General features: G+C 34.8%; 15 protein-coding genes and 1 pseudogene. 14 read left to right on the top strand and 2 right to left on the bottom strand.

Annotation, left to right across the window (positions count from 1 at the left end; genetic code table 11):
* Positions 1-34: 34 nt before the first annotated feature.
* Both nusA and rimP read right to left on the bottom strand, forming a co-directional pair.
* Positions 35-1,270: a transcription termination/antitermination protein NusA gene (gene nusA, locus H3Z85_09255; GenBank protein QPQ53489.1), complete on the bottom strand. Its 1,236-nt coding sequence runs from the start codon at positions 1,268-1,270 to the stop codon at positions 35-37.
* 17 nt (positions 1,271-1,287) lie between these two features.
* A complete protein-coding gene (gene rimP, locus H3Z85_09250; GenBank protein QPQ53488.1) occupies positions 1,288-1,755 on the bottom strand; it encodes a ribosome assembly cofactor RimP in 468 nt (155 codons plus the stop codon).
* 214 nt (positions 1,756-1,969) lie between these two features.
* Between rimP and H3Z85_09245 the strand changes: the two genes are divergently transcribed.
* The 14 genes and pseudogenes from H3Z85_09245 (at position 1,970) to H3Z85_09180 (ending at position 15,992) form a co-directional block, all read left to right on the top strand.
* A complete protein-coding gene (locus tag H3Z85_09245) occupies positions 1,970-3,283 on the top strand; it encodes a UDP-glucose/GDP-mannose dehydrogenase family protein (GenBank protein QPQ53487.1) in 1,314 nt (437 codons plus the stop codon).
* A 6-nt stretch (positions 3,284-3,289) separates the two neighbouring features.
* Positions 3,290-4,369, top strand: a complete 1,080-nt coding sequence (gene rfbB / locus H3Z85_09240; protein ID QPQ53486.1) for a dTDP-glucose 4,6-dehydratase — start codon at positions 3,290-3,292, stop codon at positions 4,367-4,369.
* Positions 4,370-4,429: 60 nt separating this feature from the next.
* Positions 4,430-5,293: a glucose-1-phosphate thymidylyltransferase RfbA gene (gene rfbA, locus H3Z85_09235; GenBank protein ID QPQ53485.1), complete on the top strand. Its 864-nt coding sequence runs from the start codon at positions 4,430-4,432 to the stop codon at positions 5,291-5,293.
* Positions 5,294-5,466: 173 nt separating this feature from the next.
* The gene (locus H3Z85_09230) at positions 5,467-6,315 is read left to right on the top strand and encodes an ABC transporter permease (GenBank protein QPQ53484.1); all 849 of its coding nucleotides are present in this window, start codon (positions 5,467-5,469) and stop codon (positions 6,313-6,315) included.
* Positions 6,316-6,368: 53 nt separating this feature from the next.
* Entirely contained in the window at positions 6,369-7,622 is a 1,254-nt protein-coding gene (locus H3Z85_09225; GenBank protein QPQ53483.1) for an ATP-binding cassette domain-containing protein, read from the top strand.
* A gap of 3 nt (positions 7,623-7,625) precedes the next feature.
* Positions 7,626-8,708, top strand: coding sequence for a DegT/DnrJ/EryC1/StrS family aminotransferase (locus tag H3Z85_09220; GenBank protein ID QPQ53482.1), 1,083 nt, complete (start codon positions 7,626-7,628; stop codon positions 8,706-8,708).
* A 1-nt stretch (position 8,709) separates the two neighbouring features.
* Positions 8,710-9,423: a WbqC family protein gene (locus H3Z85_09215; protein ID QPQ53481.1), complete on the top strand. Its 714-nt coding sequence runs from the start codon at positions 8,710-8,712 to the stop codon at positions 9,421-9,423.
* A complete protein-coding gene (locus tag H3Z85_09210; GenBank protein ID QPQ53480.1) occupies positions 9,420-10,382 on the top strand; it encodes a hypothetical protein in 963 nt (320 codons plus the stop codon). The genes H3Z85_09215 and H3Z85_09210 overlap by 4 nt, the downstream gene beginning before the upstream one ends.
* On the top strand, positions 10,367-10,669 hold the full coding sequence (locus tag H3Z85_09205; protein ID QPQ53479.1) for a GNAT family N-acetyltransferase: 303 nt from the start codon (positions 10,367-10,369) through the stop codon (positions 10,667-10,669). The genes H3Z85_09210 and H3Z85_09205 overlap by 16 nt, the downstream gene beginning before the upstream one ends.
* Entirely contained in the window at positions 10,603-11,229 is a 627-nt protein-coding gene (locus H3Z85_09200; GenBank protein ID QPQ53478.1) for a glycosyltransferase, read from the top strand. The genes H3Z85_09205 and H3Z85_09200 overlap by 67 nt, the downstream gene beginning before the upstream one ends.
* Positions 11,230-11,744: 515 nt before the next feature.
* Positions 11,745-12,572, top strand: a complete 828-nt coding sequence (locus H3Z85_09195) for a glycosyltransferase family 2 protein (protein ID QPQ53477.1) — start codon at positions 11,745-11,747, stop codon at positions 12,570-12,572.
* Positions 12,572-14,308 carry a glycosyltransferase family 2 protein gene (locus H3Z85_09190; protein ID QPQ53476.1) on the top strand — a complete coding sequence of 579 codons (1,737 nt, stop codon included), beginning with the start codon at positions 12,572-12,574 and terminating at the stop codon, positions 14,306-14,308. The genes H3Z85_09195 and H3Z85_09190 overlap by 1 nt, the downstream gene beginning before the upstream one ends.
* Before the next feature lie 64 nt (positions 14,309-14,372).
* A pseudogene (locus H3Z85_09185) lies at positions 14,373-15,040 on the top strand (hypothetical protein).
* Between the two features lies 1 nt (position 15,041).
* Positions 15,042-15,992, top strand: coding sequence for a glycosyltransferase family 2 protein (locus tag H3Z85_09180; GenBank protein ID QPQ53475.1), 951 nt, complete (start codon positions 15,042-15,044; stop codon positions 15,990-15,992).
* Positions 15,993-15,995 lie beyond the last annotated feature (3 nt).

Raw genomic sequence — 15,995 nt, 5'->3', positions numbered from 1 at the left:
CTTTTTTACTGTTTATTAAAATTTATTTAAAATCTTAATCTTCAAACTCTTCTCTCAGAATACGTTTTACCTCTTCAATAGTTTCTTCTTCAAGGTCAACCATATTTAAAAGACTTTCTGTCTCTTTATCTAATACTGATTTTGCAGTAGTAAGTCCTACTTTCTTAAATTCATCCAAAATCCACTGCTCGATATCATCATTGAATTCTCTTAATTCAACATCATCATCCTCGCTGGACTCTCTGTATACATCAATTTCGTATCCTGACAACCAAGAAGCCAGTCTGATATTCTGTCCTTGTTTTCCGATTACTTTAGAAATCTCTTCAACAGGGGTATATACTAATGCATAGTTTTGATCCTCGTTGATGTCAATTTTATTAATGGTAACATTTCCTAAAGCTCTCTTCACCAAAATCTCAGAGTTTTTAGACCACTGAATAACATCGATGTTTTCATTTCTCAACTCTCTTACAACGCCGTGAATTCTGGATCCTTTCACCCCAACACAAGCTCCTACAGGATCTATTCTGTCATCGTAAGCATCTACTGCAATCTTCGCCTTCTCTCCCGGAATTCTCACTACCTTTTTCAAGATAATTGTTCCATCCTGGATTTCAGGAATTTCCAGCTCTAATAACTTCTCTAGGAATTTAGGTGCAGTTCTGGAAATAATAATCTGTGGTTTAGAACCTTTAAAGTCTACTGTTTCAACAATAGCTCTGATATTCTCACCCTTTTTAAAGAAATCGGATGGGATCTGGTTTTCTTTAGGTAAGATAAATTCGTTTCCTTCATCATCCAGCAAAATCACGTGTTTGTGACGGATATGGTGGATTTCTCCTACTACAATCTCCCCGATCTTATCTCTGAATTGCTCGTACAGCATTGCATTATTATGCTCCTGAAGTTTTGTAGCCAGAATCTGCTTCAGTGTAAGAATATTTCTTCTTCCCAACTGGGCAACAGGGATTTCCATTGTAAAGTCTTCTCCCACTTCGAAAGTAGGGTCAATTTTCTTTGCTTCAGAAATTTCAATTTCCAAATCATCGTCTTCAGACATTTCGTCCTCTACAATTGTTTTATTTAAAAATATCTGAAAATCTCCTTTATCAGGGTTTACAATCACATCAAAATGATCATCTGAATCGAATCTTTTTCTCAAAAGTGTCTTCAGTGAATCTTCAATAATTGCCATAAGATCAATCTTACTGATCCCCTTTTCGTCTTTAAAATCACCAAAGGATTCAATCAACGCTATATTATCCATCTATTCTTTTTTCTTTTTTAAAATTTAATTACTACTAATGCCTTTTTGATCTCAGAGTAAGAAATTTCTTTCTCCTCTTCCACATCCACTTTACCTTTCCCGATATCTTTCGGCTTTCTGTAACGTAAAACAAGTGTGATCTTCTCGTCGTCTACTTTTGACAATTCCCCTTCAATTTTAGAAGAATCCTCCAGCATCACCTCAATCTCTCTTCCTATGTTTTTATTGAACTGTCTTGGTGTTACTAATGGCTCGCTCAGTCCTGCAGACATCACCTGAAGGCTGAAATCATGTTCTTCACGATCCATATTGAATTCTATAGCACGGCTTGCATCAAGGCAATCCTGCAAAGAAACTCCGTCATCACCATCTAAAATCACTGTAATATCATCCCCGGCAGAGATCTTAAGATCAATAAGAAACAGATCTTTTCTGGTCTCAAGGAATTCATTTAATAATTCTTCAATTCTTTTTTTAAACTCCATACATTCTTTTATCTTGATTTACAGTACGAAAAAAGGCTTTCTTGCGAAGCCTTCCCATTTTTTCCGTAAATCCAATGCAAATATACGCTTTTTTTCCAAAAATGCAAAATTATCTTATTATCAAGTAAATAGAGATCAGTTCTTTTACAATAATTTAAAGAAGCAGATGAAGTATTTTTATTATTTTTGTTTCTGAATTTTAAAAACAAACATTTTGAATATAACGATTGTAGGAACAGGTTATGTAGGACTAGTGACAGGAACTACCCTTGCAGAACTTGGCAATTCAGTATACTGTGTTGATATTGATGAAAAGAAAGTAGAAGGTATGAAAAACGGCATTGTTCCCATCTATGAGCCGAACCTTGAAGAAATGTTCCTCAGAAACATTCAGTCTGAAAGATTATTCTTCACTACAAATTTAAAAGAAGCTTTAGACAAAAGCGAAGTTATTTATCTTGCTTTACCTACTCCCCCGGGAGAGGATGGTTCTGCAGATCTTTCTTATGTATTAAAAGTTGCCAACGATATTGGTGAAATGATGACGGAATATAAGGTCATTGTAAATAAAAGTACTGTACCTGTAGGAACTGCCGATAAGGTAAGGGAAACGATTGCTGCCAAAACAGCGGTTTCTTTTGACGTAGTTTCCAATCCTGAATTTTTAAGGGAAGGATTTGCTGTTGAAGATTCTATGAACCCTTCAAGAGTTGTTGTTGGGGCCAGTTCAGAAAGAGCAAAAGACATTATGTCTAAAATCTACCAGCCTTTTACCAATACAGGTATTCCCATTATTTTCATGGATGAAAAATCATCCGAATTGACAAAATATGCTGCCAACTCATTTCTTGCAGTAAAAATTACCTTTATGAATGAAATTGCCAACTATTGTGAAAAAGTAGGGGCAGATGTGGATAAAGTAAGATTAGGAATGGGAAGTGATGACAGAATCGGGCACAGATTTTTGTTTCCTGGAATCGGATATGGTGGAAGCTGTTTTCCTAAAGATGTAAAAGCGCTTATCAAGTCAGGAAAGCAGGAAGATTTCAATTTCCAGATCCTTGAAGCTACCGAAAATGTAAACACAGCTCAGAAAGTAATCCTAATTTCAGAAATTGAAAAATATTTCGGAGGAAGCATCGCTGGGAAGAAAATAGCAATGTGGGGCCTTGCTTTCAAAGCCAATACTGATGATATCAGAGAAGCTTCATCTTTAGACAATATTGCTCTATTGCTTGAGAAAGGAGCTGAAGTTGTAGCGTATGATGCGGTGGCAGAAAGTAATGTCAAAAAACTTCTGGGTGACAAGATACAATATGCTAAAGGAATGTATGATGCCCTGGAAGGAGCTGATGCTTTATTCATATCAACGGAATGGCCGGAGTTCAAAAATCCAAATTTTGAACTGATGGCTAAAAAAATGAATAATAAAGTTATTTTTGACGGAAGAAACATGTACCCGCTTGAAATCCCGGAACAGAACGGATTTTATTATAAAAGCATAGGCAGAAAAACCATTTCACAATAATATTAAATGAAAAACATTATCATTACAGGAGGGGCAGGCTTTATTGGCTCTCATGTTGTAAGAGAATTTGTAAAAAACAACCCAAACACCACAATCATTAACCTTGATGCTCTTACATATGCCGGAAACCTTGAAAACCTTAAGGACATCGAAGATGAACCAAATTATGTTTTCGAGAAAGCCGACATTACCCAGCCGGAAGAACTAAGAAGGGTATTTGAAAAATACAATCCTGACGCCGTTGTACACCTGGCTGCTGAAAGCCATGTTGACAGAAGCATCACGGATCCGATGGCATTCATCAATACCAACGTCAACGGAACAGCCAATCTCCTTAATCTTTGTAAGGAATTCTGGACATTAAATCCTGATCACACCCACGGAAGATTTCCTGATGAGAAAAGAACCAACCTCTTCTATCACGTTTCTACCGATGAAGTATATGGAAGCCTTGGAGAAACCGGATTTTTTCTGGAAACGACGTCTTATGATCCGCAATCTCCTTACTCTGCATCAAAAGCAGCCTCCGACCATCTGGTAAGAGCTTATGGAAATACTTATGGATTACCATTTATCATTTCCAACTGCTCCAACAATTATGGACCGAATCATTTCCCTGAAAAATTAATTCCATTGTGTATTTCAAACATTATTAATGAAAGACCTTTGCCCATTTACGGAGATGGAAAATATACCAGAGACTGGTTATTCGTGATTGATCATGCTAAAGGAATCCACCAGATTTTTAATGAAGCAAAAACCGGAGAAACCTATAATATCGGAGGCTTCAATGAATGGCAGAATATTGACCTGGTAAAGGAACTGATCAAACAAATGGATGCTAAACTGGGAAGACCTGAGGGCTATTCGGAAAAGCTGATCACGTTTGTAAAAGACAGACCGGGACACGATAAGCGCTACGCCATTGACGCTACAAAACTGAATAAAGAACTGGGCTGGAAACCATCCGTAACTTTCGAAGAAGGACTGGGAAAAACCATCGACTGGTATCTAGAGAATAAAGAATGGCTTGATAATGTAACATCAGGAAACTACCAGGAATATTACAATAAACAATACAGTTAATTGCCCAACACTAAATAATCACCGACAACACAAATGAAAACCGAATAATTCGCAAAATACATGAAAGGAATAATATTAGCCGGAGGATCCGGAACCAGACTTTACCCTCTAACAATCGCAGTCAGCAAACAGCTTATGCCTGTTTATGACAAACCTATGATCTATTACCCACTTTCTACGCTTCTATTAGCGGGAATTAAAGATATCCTGATCATTACCACTCCACATGACCAACCGGGATTCATCAAACTTCTTGGCGACGGCTCTCAGTTAGGGTGCAATATAGAATATGTTGTTCAGCCAAGCCCGGACGGGTTGGCGCAGGCATTTATTCTGGGAGAACAATTTATCGGAAATGATCCTGCTGCACTTGTTTTAGGAGACAACATTTTCTACGGTTCTGAAATGGGAACCTTATTAAAAAACAAGACCAATCCTGACGGAGGTGTTGTTTTCGCTTATCACGTGGCAGATCCGGAAAGATATGGAGTGGTAGAATTTGATGACAACTTCAAAGCCGTTTCTATTGAAGAAAAACCTTTGCAGCCGAAATCAAATTACGCCGTACCCGGATTGTATTTCTACGATAACGAGGTGGTAGAAATTGCCAAAAACATACAGCCTTCTGCAAGAGGAGAGCTTGAAATCACAGATGTAAACAATGTTTATCTGAGCAAAGGAAAATTAGAGGTAGGAGTTCTGGACAGGGGAACCGCCTGGTTGGATACGGGAACATTCGATTCTCTTCATGATGCTTCTGAATTCGTAAGCGTTATTGAAAAAAGACAGGGATTCAAAATCGGATGTATTGAGGAAATAGCCTTTAGAAATAAGTTTATTAACGAAGAAAAACTATTGGAAACCGCGGTTAAATATGGAAAAAGCGGTTATGGACAATACCTTAAACAACTGGTTGGTAAATAACCATATAATTTATTAAATATGCAGACTATTGGCTTTATAGCCAATAGTTTTTGCTCATCATAACAATTATCAATATATTAGTTGTTATTTTTTAGTTTTATGTAAACAATTGTTCATAAACTAAACAATACGGTAAGAAATTAATTATTATAAATTTGCAAAAACTTACACAAATGAACGAACCACAGCAAAAGTGGACGGAAACGATTGAAGCCAACCATTCTTTACTTGATATACAACTCAAAGAAGTATGGCGGTATAAAGATCTTGTTTATATGTTTGTCAAAAGAGACTTTATATCAAGTTTCAAACAAACTATTTTAGGACCTATCTGGTTTTTTATTAATCCTATTTTTACGACTATTACCTATTTGGTTATTTTCGGAAGGTTTGCAAAGCTGCCTACAGATGGGGCTCCCGGTGTTATATTTTATCTTGCAGGTGTTACTTTGTGGAACTATTTTTCAGGAGCACTCCTTGGTACTTCGGCCACATTTACAGGAAATGCAGGGATTTTTGGCAAAGTATATTTTCCAAGACTGGTAACACCTATTTCCATAGTCATCTCAAACCTGATGCGTTTGAGCGTGCAGTTTATGTTATTTCTTCTTGTTTGGATCTATTATGTATTTAAAAACGAAATCTCTCCAAACTGGTGGGTTTTAGCAACTCCATTCTTATTAATTCTTATGGCATTATTTGCTTTAGGAGTTGGAATGATTTTTTCAGCACTTACTACAAAATATAAGGATTTAAGCATGCTATTAACTTTTGGTATTACATTATATATGTATGCTACCCCTGTAATCTATCCTGTATCAATGCTACCTGGATATTTCAAGAAATTAGCAAAGTTTAATCCACTGACGGGTATTTTTGAATGCTTTAAATACGGATGGCTGGGAGTGGGTGACTTTTCACCGGTAATGCTTGTAGCCAGTACAATTATCATTTTACTTCTTCTTGTTGTCGGAGTAGTTACTTTTAATAAGGTTGAAAAAACATTTATGGACACAGTATAATCCCATATTATTGGATATAAACAATACTGAGTAAAAATTTAAAACACGAAAACATGCTAGCTTTAAAAGCAGAAAATATATCAAAACAATATCGTCTGGGAGAAGTCGGAACAGGTACTTTATCACATGATCTCAACAGATTTTGGCATAAAGTACGGGGGAAAGAAGATCCCTATTTAAAAATTGGTGATGCCAATGACAGGACTACTCAAGGCAATTCTGACTATGTATGGTCACTACGTGATATTAATTTTGAAGTATCCCAGGGGGATGCTGTAGGAATTATTGGTAGAAACGGAGCAGGAAAATCTACTCTTCTCAAACTTCTAAGTAAGGTAACAAAACCTACAACAGGAAAAATTTATACTAACGGAAGGATCGCTTCCTTATTAGAGGTAGGAACAGGTTTTCACCCTGAAATGACAGGCCGTGAGAATGTCTTCTTAAATGGTGCTATTTTGGGAATGACCAGAAAAGAGATTAAACGCAAATTTGATGAAATTGTAAATTTCTCGGGAGTTGAAAGATATATAGACACTCCTGTAAAAAGATATTCTTCAGGAATGTATGTGAGGCTCGCCTTTGCAGTAGCCGCTCATCTGGAGTCTGAAATATTAATTGTGGACGAAGTATTGGCTGTAGGGGATGCAGATTTTCAAAAAAAATGCCTAAATAAAATGAGTGCAGTAACAAAGGGTGAAGGAAGAACCATTTTATTTGTAAGTCATAACATGGCTGCAATTAAAACACTTTGCACTAAGGGAATACTTCTTGACAACGGAAAGGTGGACTACCAAGGAAACATTGATGAAACTGTTTTAAGATATCTTGGAAGCAATAATTCTCACAATACCAATCATTTTATATACGAAAACATTAAAAACGAATTTTTCTGTCTGCAAGAAATCATCTTCAAAAATAAATCAAAAAGCGTGAATGAGCCATTGGATGAAAATGAGGAAATTGAGTTCATTACCAACTTTATTCTCAATACTGATCTGCCGGAACGCTATCATATTACCTATCATCTTAAAAATGATTATGGGGAGGCTTTATTTTCATTCTCAAGCAATGATATTAAATATAAAAAAGGTGAAAATTCTTTAACGTGTATTTTCCCTAAAAAGTTCTTCCAATCAGGAAATTACTATTTGAGCTTTTTCTTTGTAGAAGATAAAAAACAAGCTATTATCGTTGAAAATGATATTGTTTCTTTTTCAGTCGTTGATGGTAACAGAGAAATTGGAGTATATATGGGACGCGAGCCAGGATTTATCCGTCCTGAATTTAACTGGAAAATACAATAAATTATGATTCCCGTAACAAAACCCTTTCTTCCACCTAAAGAAGAATATAATGCATATTTAGAAGGTATCTGGAAAAGAAACTGGCTTACCAATATGGGGCCATTAGCAAGTCAGCTTGAAATGGAGCTCAAAAAATATCTTAAAGTAAACCATCTTCTTTTTGTAACCAATGGCACTATTGCCATACAAATGGCTATTAAAGCATTGGAAATTACCGGCGAAATTATTACGACTCCTTTTTCTTTCATTGCAACTACAAGTACTATAGTCTGGGAAGGATGCACACCTGTTTTTGTTGATATTGATTCCAAAAGCTTGTGCATTGATCCCAATAAAATAGAACAGGCCATCACAGAAAATACTCAAGCAATCCTTGCTACACACGTTTATGGAAACCCATGTGATGTTGAAGCCATAGAAATAATTGCTAAAAAGTATAATCTAAAAGTAATTTACGATGCTGCACATGCTTTTGGGGTAAAGCTTAATGGAAAATCAATTTTTGAATATGGTGATATCTCCACATGTTCATTACATGCTACAAAACTTTATCACACAGTAGAAGGAGGGCTTATAATTACTAAGAATCCTGATATTTTAAAAAAACTGGCTGCAATAAGGAATTTTGGGATTTCAGGATATGATTCTTTTTCAGACATAGGAATTAATGGTAAAAATTCTGAATTCCACGCAGCGATGGGACTGGCTAATTTGAAATATATTAATCAAATACACGAAAAAAGAAGAGCACTTTCCCGATTATATGACGAAAAACTTAAAACCTTAAAAGCAATTAAACCTCTGTGGCATTCTAAGGCAACTGAAAATTTCCCTTATTACCCAATTGTTTTAGAAAGTGAAGAACTTTTACTGAAGCTAAAGAAAGAAATGGATAGTCAGGAAATCTTCACCAGAAGGTATTTTTATCCAAGTTTAGCCTCTGCCCTACCTTACCTCCCAAAATTAGAGTTATCAATAACGGAAGATATTGCTAAAAGATCTTTATGCCTACCATTCTATTATGACATGACTTTTGAAGAGGTTGAATTTATTGCCAGACTAATGCTTAGAATCCAAAATAATTAGTATGAAAACAGCAATCATGCAACCTTACTTTATGCCATATATTGGTTATATGAGCCTGATAAAACATTCTGATCTGTTTATACTCTTTGACACAGTTCAATTTATCAGACATGGATGGATTGAAAGAAATCGTGTACTTAAGCAGAATGGTGGCTGGCTTTATATACAAGTACCATTATTAAAAAACGGTAGAGACACTTTAATTAAAAATTGTTTGATAGATAATTCTAAAGATTGGAAGTCTAAAATCCTCTCCCAGTTACAAATTTATAAAAAACAAGCTCCATATTACTATAAAACTGTTCAACTAATTAAGGAGATATTTGAGGGTGATTATGAAACAATCACTTCCTTAAACAAAAATTCATTGGAAAAAATTTGCACTTATCTGGGCTTTAATAAAGAATTATATGTGTTTTCTGAAATGAATATGGATATTGACGAACCCGATAATCCGGATGAATGGGCTTTAAATATATGCAAGAAACTTGAGGGTAACGTTCATTATATAAATCCAATAGGAGGACTAGAATTTTTTGACACAGAAAAGTATAGTGCTAGTAATATTGATATATCATTTCAAAAAATGATACCAATTGAGTATGATCAGAATAGAACTCCCTTTGAATATGGATTATCCATTATTGATGTTATGATGTTCAACTCTCCCGAAGAGATTAATAATATGTTGGATCAATTTGAATTGGTTACATGATTAATAAAGCAATAGGAGGATATTTTGAACTAGAGACACCTGTTAGCCAATTAGGCTACCCTGGCCACAATTCTATTGCATTAAACTCTGCAAGGAATTGTTTGGAGTATATCCTCCGTTCTCAAAAAAAAATAAAAATCTATATTCCATTCTATACTTGTGATGTCATCTTAGAACCTATTAACAAGGTTAATCTTGAGTATGAATTTTATGATGTAGATTTTAATTTGGAACCCTTATTCAACTATGAAAATATAAAAGATAATGAAACTTTTTTGTACACCAATTATTTTGGTATTAAAGATAATTTCATTAAAAATTTAGTAAAAAAGATACCCAAAAACATTATCATTGATAATGCCCAGGCTCTTTTTTCGCCCGTGATTAATGACATTGATCAATTTTATTCCCCAAGAAAATTTGTAGGTGTTGCAGACGGTGGTTTTTTGTTTACTAATCAAAAAATTGATTTGGAGTTAAAAAAAGATGAGAGCTATCAACGTATGAGCCATCTCTTAAAAAGAATAGATTTATCTGCTGAACAGGGATATACTGATTTTAGTGAAAATGATAAATCATTACAAAACCAACCAATCAAAAAAATGTCAAATTTAACAGAAAAAATACTATCTGGTATTGACTACGAAAATATAAAAAAATGTAGAAGAGAAAATTTCTTTTATTTACATAATGTCTTACAGAAAAAAAATAAGCTTAGTCTCGAAGTCTCGGAAGAATCAATTCCGCTAATTTATCCTTTCAGAACAGATGATAAAAATCTTAGACAAAAACTTATCAACAAAAGAATTTACTGTGCTACCTATTGGCCAAATGTTCTAGATTGGTGTGATGAGACTAAAAACGCTTACACTTTAACAAAAGAAGTCATAGCGCTACCCATAGATCAGCGATATTCTATAAATGAAATGAAAAAAATTCTAGAATGTATAATGTTTTAATAAGACCTCTTGTTAAGGAAGATGCACTGACCTCATATCTATGGAGAAATGATTCTAAAATATGGGAATTTACAGGTTCAAAACCTGATATAGTCATAACAAAAGAAATTGAGACAGCTTGGATTGAAAAAGCGCTTAAGGATAAGACTTCCCGAAGATTTGCTATATTATGCGATCAGGAATACGTAGGGAATGTACAACTTACCAATATTAATGACGATTGTGCAGAGTTTCATATCTTCATTGGAAAAAAGAGCTTTGGGGAAAGGGTATTTCTCAATTGGTAACTTATCAAATATTATATTATGCTAAGGAAGTTTTAAAGATTAAACAAGTTTATCTTACTGTTAATCCGAAAAATATTGCAGCTATAAAATCTTACTTGAAGAATAATTTTGTTATTACAGACCAAAATGAAGAAGAGGTTAGAATGTCTGTATTATTGTCTAATCTTCCTGAAACAACAGTAAGTATATTTGTAATGGTATATAACCATGCAAATTATCTAAAAGACTGCATCAACGGTCTTTTGAGACAAAAAACTACTTTCAATTATGATATTGTTATAGGAGAAGATTGCTCAGAGGACAATTCTAGACAAATATTACTTGATTATCAGAAGTTGTATCCTGGAAAATTTAAGCTTTTACTGTATGCTCAAAATATCGGCGCTGTCAAAAATCAAAATGAAATATTCAAAAATTGTAAAGGTAAATATATTGCTATCTGTGAAGGAGATGACTATTGGATAGATCCTTTAAAACTTCAGAAGCAAGTGAATTTTTTTAGAAGAAAATTTAGACTTTTCTATTCACAGTGGACATGCGCAGAGGCTGATAGACGATAAACTCTCGGATATTATAGGGAACAGCCATAGAAAAAACATATACCAAATACAAGATTTCTATGTTAAAAACAATTTGGTTGCCTGTACTTCTATGTTTAGAAATTACAACTTCCATTTTGATTATTTTAAAAACATCTATTTTGGTGATTGGATGCTGTATGCTGATATCCTAAATTCGTTTCCAAATTCTATGGCTTATGTATCAGAAGAATGCTACTCTGTCTATCGTGTGAACGAATACGGTGCCATGTCACAATTAGTAGGTGTAAAGTCAGATCTAAAGCATTTCTTTCAAATTGAAAGAATTAATCAGTATTTTAAAACCAACTATACTGATAAAGATATTTCAATTATTAATCACTATGCAATTAATGTATATAAACATTATTTAATAAATCAAGAACTAAGGAAGGCATTTGCTATATTTTTGAGACATTTTAAATTGATTAATTTTAAAGTTCCATTTCGAAAATATGCTTCATATTTCCGCTACAGAAAACAATTAAATTAATAGGATGCCTAAATTGATTTCCATTATCGTCCCTTGCTACAATCAGGCCATTTATCTTGATGAATGTCTGCAATCTGTTCTGGACCAAACCTATGGCAATTGGGAATGCATTATTGTGGATGACGGTTCTCCTGACAATACCAAAGAGGTTACTGAAAAATGGATAGAAAAAGACAATCGTTTTATCTATCTTCATAAAGAAAACGGAGGTTTGTCTTCAGCAAGAAATGTCGGTATAGAAGCAGCAAAAGGAGCATGGATTCTTCCCTTGGATGCAGATGATAAGATCAGCAACCGGTATCTGGAATTGGCAGCGAAGGAATTTGATAAACAATATACAATCATTTATTGTAAGGCAGAAAAATTTGGCTCCGTTAATGAATTCTGGGAACTACCCGATTTCAGCCATCAGGCATTAGCCCAAACGAACATCATTTTTTGCACAGCTTTTTTTAAGAAACAAAGTTGGGAAGAAGTCGGAGGTTATGATACTCATATGTTGTATGGTCTGGAAGACTGGGAATTTTGGATTTCACTGTTAGAGAATGGGGGCAATGTGTATAGAATTGATGATGTATGTTTTTATTACAGGATCAAAGAAAATTCTATGATTACCGAACTGAGCCAATCCAGAAAAACAATGATGTTGTTTCATATAGAAAAAAAGCATCTGGATTTTTTCCATCAATATCTGGGAAGTCTGCATCAGCTTCATTATCAGTTGGAGCAGAGTCAGAAAAAAGCGGACTATTACAACAGTCAATTACAGAAATTAATCAATTCCAAAAGATATCAGTTAACAGAAAAAATACTTTCTATTTTTAAAAGATAATGAAGAAACTTGCTATTGTCATTCCGTATTATAAGATAGATTTTCTGGAAAAAACCGTACAATCTATCGTTGCACAAACGAATCGCGATTTTGTGCTCTATATCGGCAATGATAATAGCCCACATGATCCCTTACCTGTTCTCGAGCAATATCTCAGCAATGATGAATATCAATATTTTGATTATAAAGAAAATCTAGGTGGTAAAAATCTGGCTCTACAATGGGCCCGAATTCTGGAAAATGTAAAAGAAGAATGGTTTCTTATTTTGGGAGACGACGATACTGTTTCTGAAAATTTTGTTGAAGAATTTTACCATCACCTGAATACCATTGAAGAGCAAAAAATCAATGTTGTAAAGTTTTCCCAGGCCTTAATGGATGAGGAAGGCAAGATTCTTTCTTCTTTCACAAAATACAATACGACAGAATCTGCAGTACATTTATGGCTGCAAAAAATATATGAAGGGCATCGCTCCAGTTTGTCAGAACACATTTTCAGGAAAAGTGCCTATGAGAAATATCACTTCAGGGAATTTCCTCTGGCGTGGCATTCGGATGATCTCGCGGTGCTGGAATTCTCGGACTTTGGCTCGGTATACTGTATTGATACTGCAAAAACATTTGTACGTATATCTACCGCCAGTATTTCAGGAGATGTAGAAAACAAATCGTATCAGGAAAGAAAGACAGAGGCGAGATATCAGTTTTTCGGATACCTCATCAATACCTATTATGGCAAATTCAGTCCTGATGTTTTACACAAGCTGATCAATGTACATCTTCATTATTGCTGGCAGAATAAAAAGAAATTAAATATCAGTCTTTATAAGCTGTATTATCATTTAAAAAGCTATAAACAGCTTTTAGGTGTTCCCAGAAAAGAGTATCTTTTACTTAAAAACAGCAATCCTGTCTGGGATCCTGCGCATTATACGGGAAAACTGCATCAAGTGACCAACAAGTATCTGTATCAGTATCTGATTCATAATGATGAGCTTGTAAAATCTCAAAGAGAAAACCCGTTACGCATTCCTGTTATCATTATAAATTTTAATCAGCTTCACTACCTCAAGCAACTGATTGCTTTTTTACAGCAGAGAAAATTTGAAAATATCATTATTATAGATAACCAATCAGATTATCAGCCGCTACTTGATTATTATCAAACCATTGAAAAAGAAATTACCGTAGAACGTATGCCTGGGAATCTTGGTCATAAAGTCTTTTTCGACACCCCTTATTTACAGGAAAAATATGGTAAAGGCTATTTTGTTTTAACAGATCCGGATATTGTTCCCAATGAAAAACTACCGGTTGATTTTATGTCTGAGATGATCTCCAAAATGGATATCTACCATAGCACAATCACTAAAGTTGGTTTTGCCCTCGATATAGAAACCATTCCTGACTATTTCCCGTTGAAAGAAAAAGTGCTGAAATGGGAAAAACAATTCTGGGAAAAACAACTGGAAAACAATGTTTATTCAGCCTATGTTGATACCACTTTTGCTTTATATAAACCGTATTATCCGAAACGATTCAATAACCTTGCGTTTTTGGAAGGCATAAGAATTGGAGGAGACTTCACCGCTTTACATGGAGGCTGGTATATGGATCCTCAAAATTATACGGAAGAATATTTGCATTATATTCAATCTGTCGATAAATCCAGCTCATGGAAGCTCAACACCAAAGGAGAACATGACAATAAAGGGATTGCTAAATATGAAAACTAATAGAAACCATGGATATTCTTATTAAAACATAGTTTTTTTAACTATAAAAAACACACATTGGTCAATGATTATAGGAAACGGACTTATCGCCAACGCATTACAAAGCATCGATTCAGAGGATTATCTATTCTTTGCATCCGGTGTCTCCAACTCCCTTGAAACGAGGAGTTCAGAGTTTGAAAGAGAATCTGCTCTTTTAAAAAACACAATGAAAAATAGCAGCGATAAAAATTAATATACTTTTCCACATTAAGTGTAAAAGATCAGTCTAAACAAGACAGTCACTATGTTTTGCATAAGCTGGCTATGGAAGATTATATCCAAAACCATTCAAAAAATTACCTTATCCTCAGAATCGGGAACATTGTAGGAAGAGGCGGAAATCCCAATACCCTTTTTAATTACCTGAAAAACCAGATCAAAAATAACAATGAGTTTACGGTTCACAGTAAGGCAAGAAGATTATTGATCGATATGGACGATATCACAAAATTTCTGGAAATCAACTGCGTTCTTCTTAATAATGGGATTGTGAATTGTGCATTCCCTTATTATTATGATTTAAAAGAGATTATCAGAGCTATTGAGAATAAAACCAAGCAAAAAGGAAAGTACTCAGAAATCAATGAAGGGGATTTTTACAAAGTAGATTTTACAGAAAACATCACCTCCTTTTTCTCCGGAGTGAGCCCGGAAGACTATTTAAATACCTTAACCCAAAAGTATATGTAAAATGGCGAATATATATGTTATCATTGTCACTTACAATGCCATGAGATGGGCAGAAAGATGCTTTACAAGCTTAAGGCAATCTTCTGTGCCTGTGACTTGTATAGTCATTGACAACGGATCTACCGATGGGACCCAGGAATATATAAAAGCCCATTTTCCGGAAGTAGACTTTATTCAATCTCCTGACAACGCGGGATTTGGAAAAGCCAATAATGTCGGTATTGAAAAAGCTTATCAGGAAGGAGCAGATTTCTTTTATCTGATGAACCAGGACGCCTGGATTTATCCGGATAGCTTTCAGCAATTGCTGGACGTATATCATGCTCATCCGGAGAAAAATCAAATCGGGATCATGAGCCCAATGCATCTGGATGGAAGCGAAAAGAAGCTTGATCTACATTTTGAAAATTATCTGGCCAAGGATCTTCGAAACAACAGAATGCTTTCTGACGTCTATTTTGGTGATACCCGGCCCTATTACGAGATCAGTTTTGTGAATGCTGCCCATTGGTGTATTCCAAGGAAAATCATTGAAAAAGTGGGTGGATTTAATCCTTATTTTTTCCATGGTGCAGAAGACTATGAATATGTACACCGTGTGACTTATTTTGAGCTTAAAATCATTGTCTGCTCAAAAAGCAAGGTCATTCATGACACCGTACAGTCATTTTACAAGAAAGAACCCAATGATAAAGCTGAAGCATTAAAAATAGCAAGACTTTCGATGCAAATGCAGAGGGAAACCAAATATCTGGATCCCAACTATGATTATAATGTTAAAAGAGAAAAGACAGCACTTCTTTCCTATCTCCTAAAAATGAGTGTTAAAGGAAATATAAGTGAAGCGAAGTTCTGTCTCGAACAATATAAATACTTTTCGAAAAAATTCGAGGAGATTGAGCAGGCAAGAAAAACTTCAATGACAGCCCAACATCCGTTCCTGAACCTATAAGCA

The organism is Chryseobacterium indologenes (genome assembly GCA_016025055.1).
Taxonomy (GTDB): domain Bacteria; phylum Bacteroidota; class Bacteroidia; order Flavobacteriales; family Weeksellaceae; genus Chryseobacterium; species Chryseobacterium indologenes.
The sequence above is the reverse complement of the archived record's forward strand: the minus strand, read 5'-3'. Positions and strand labels throughout refer to the sequence as shown.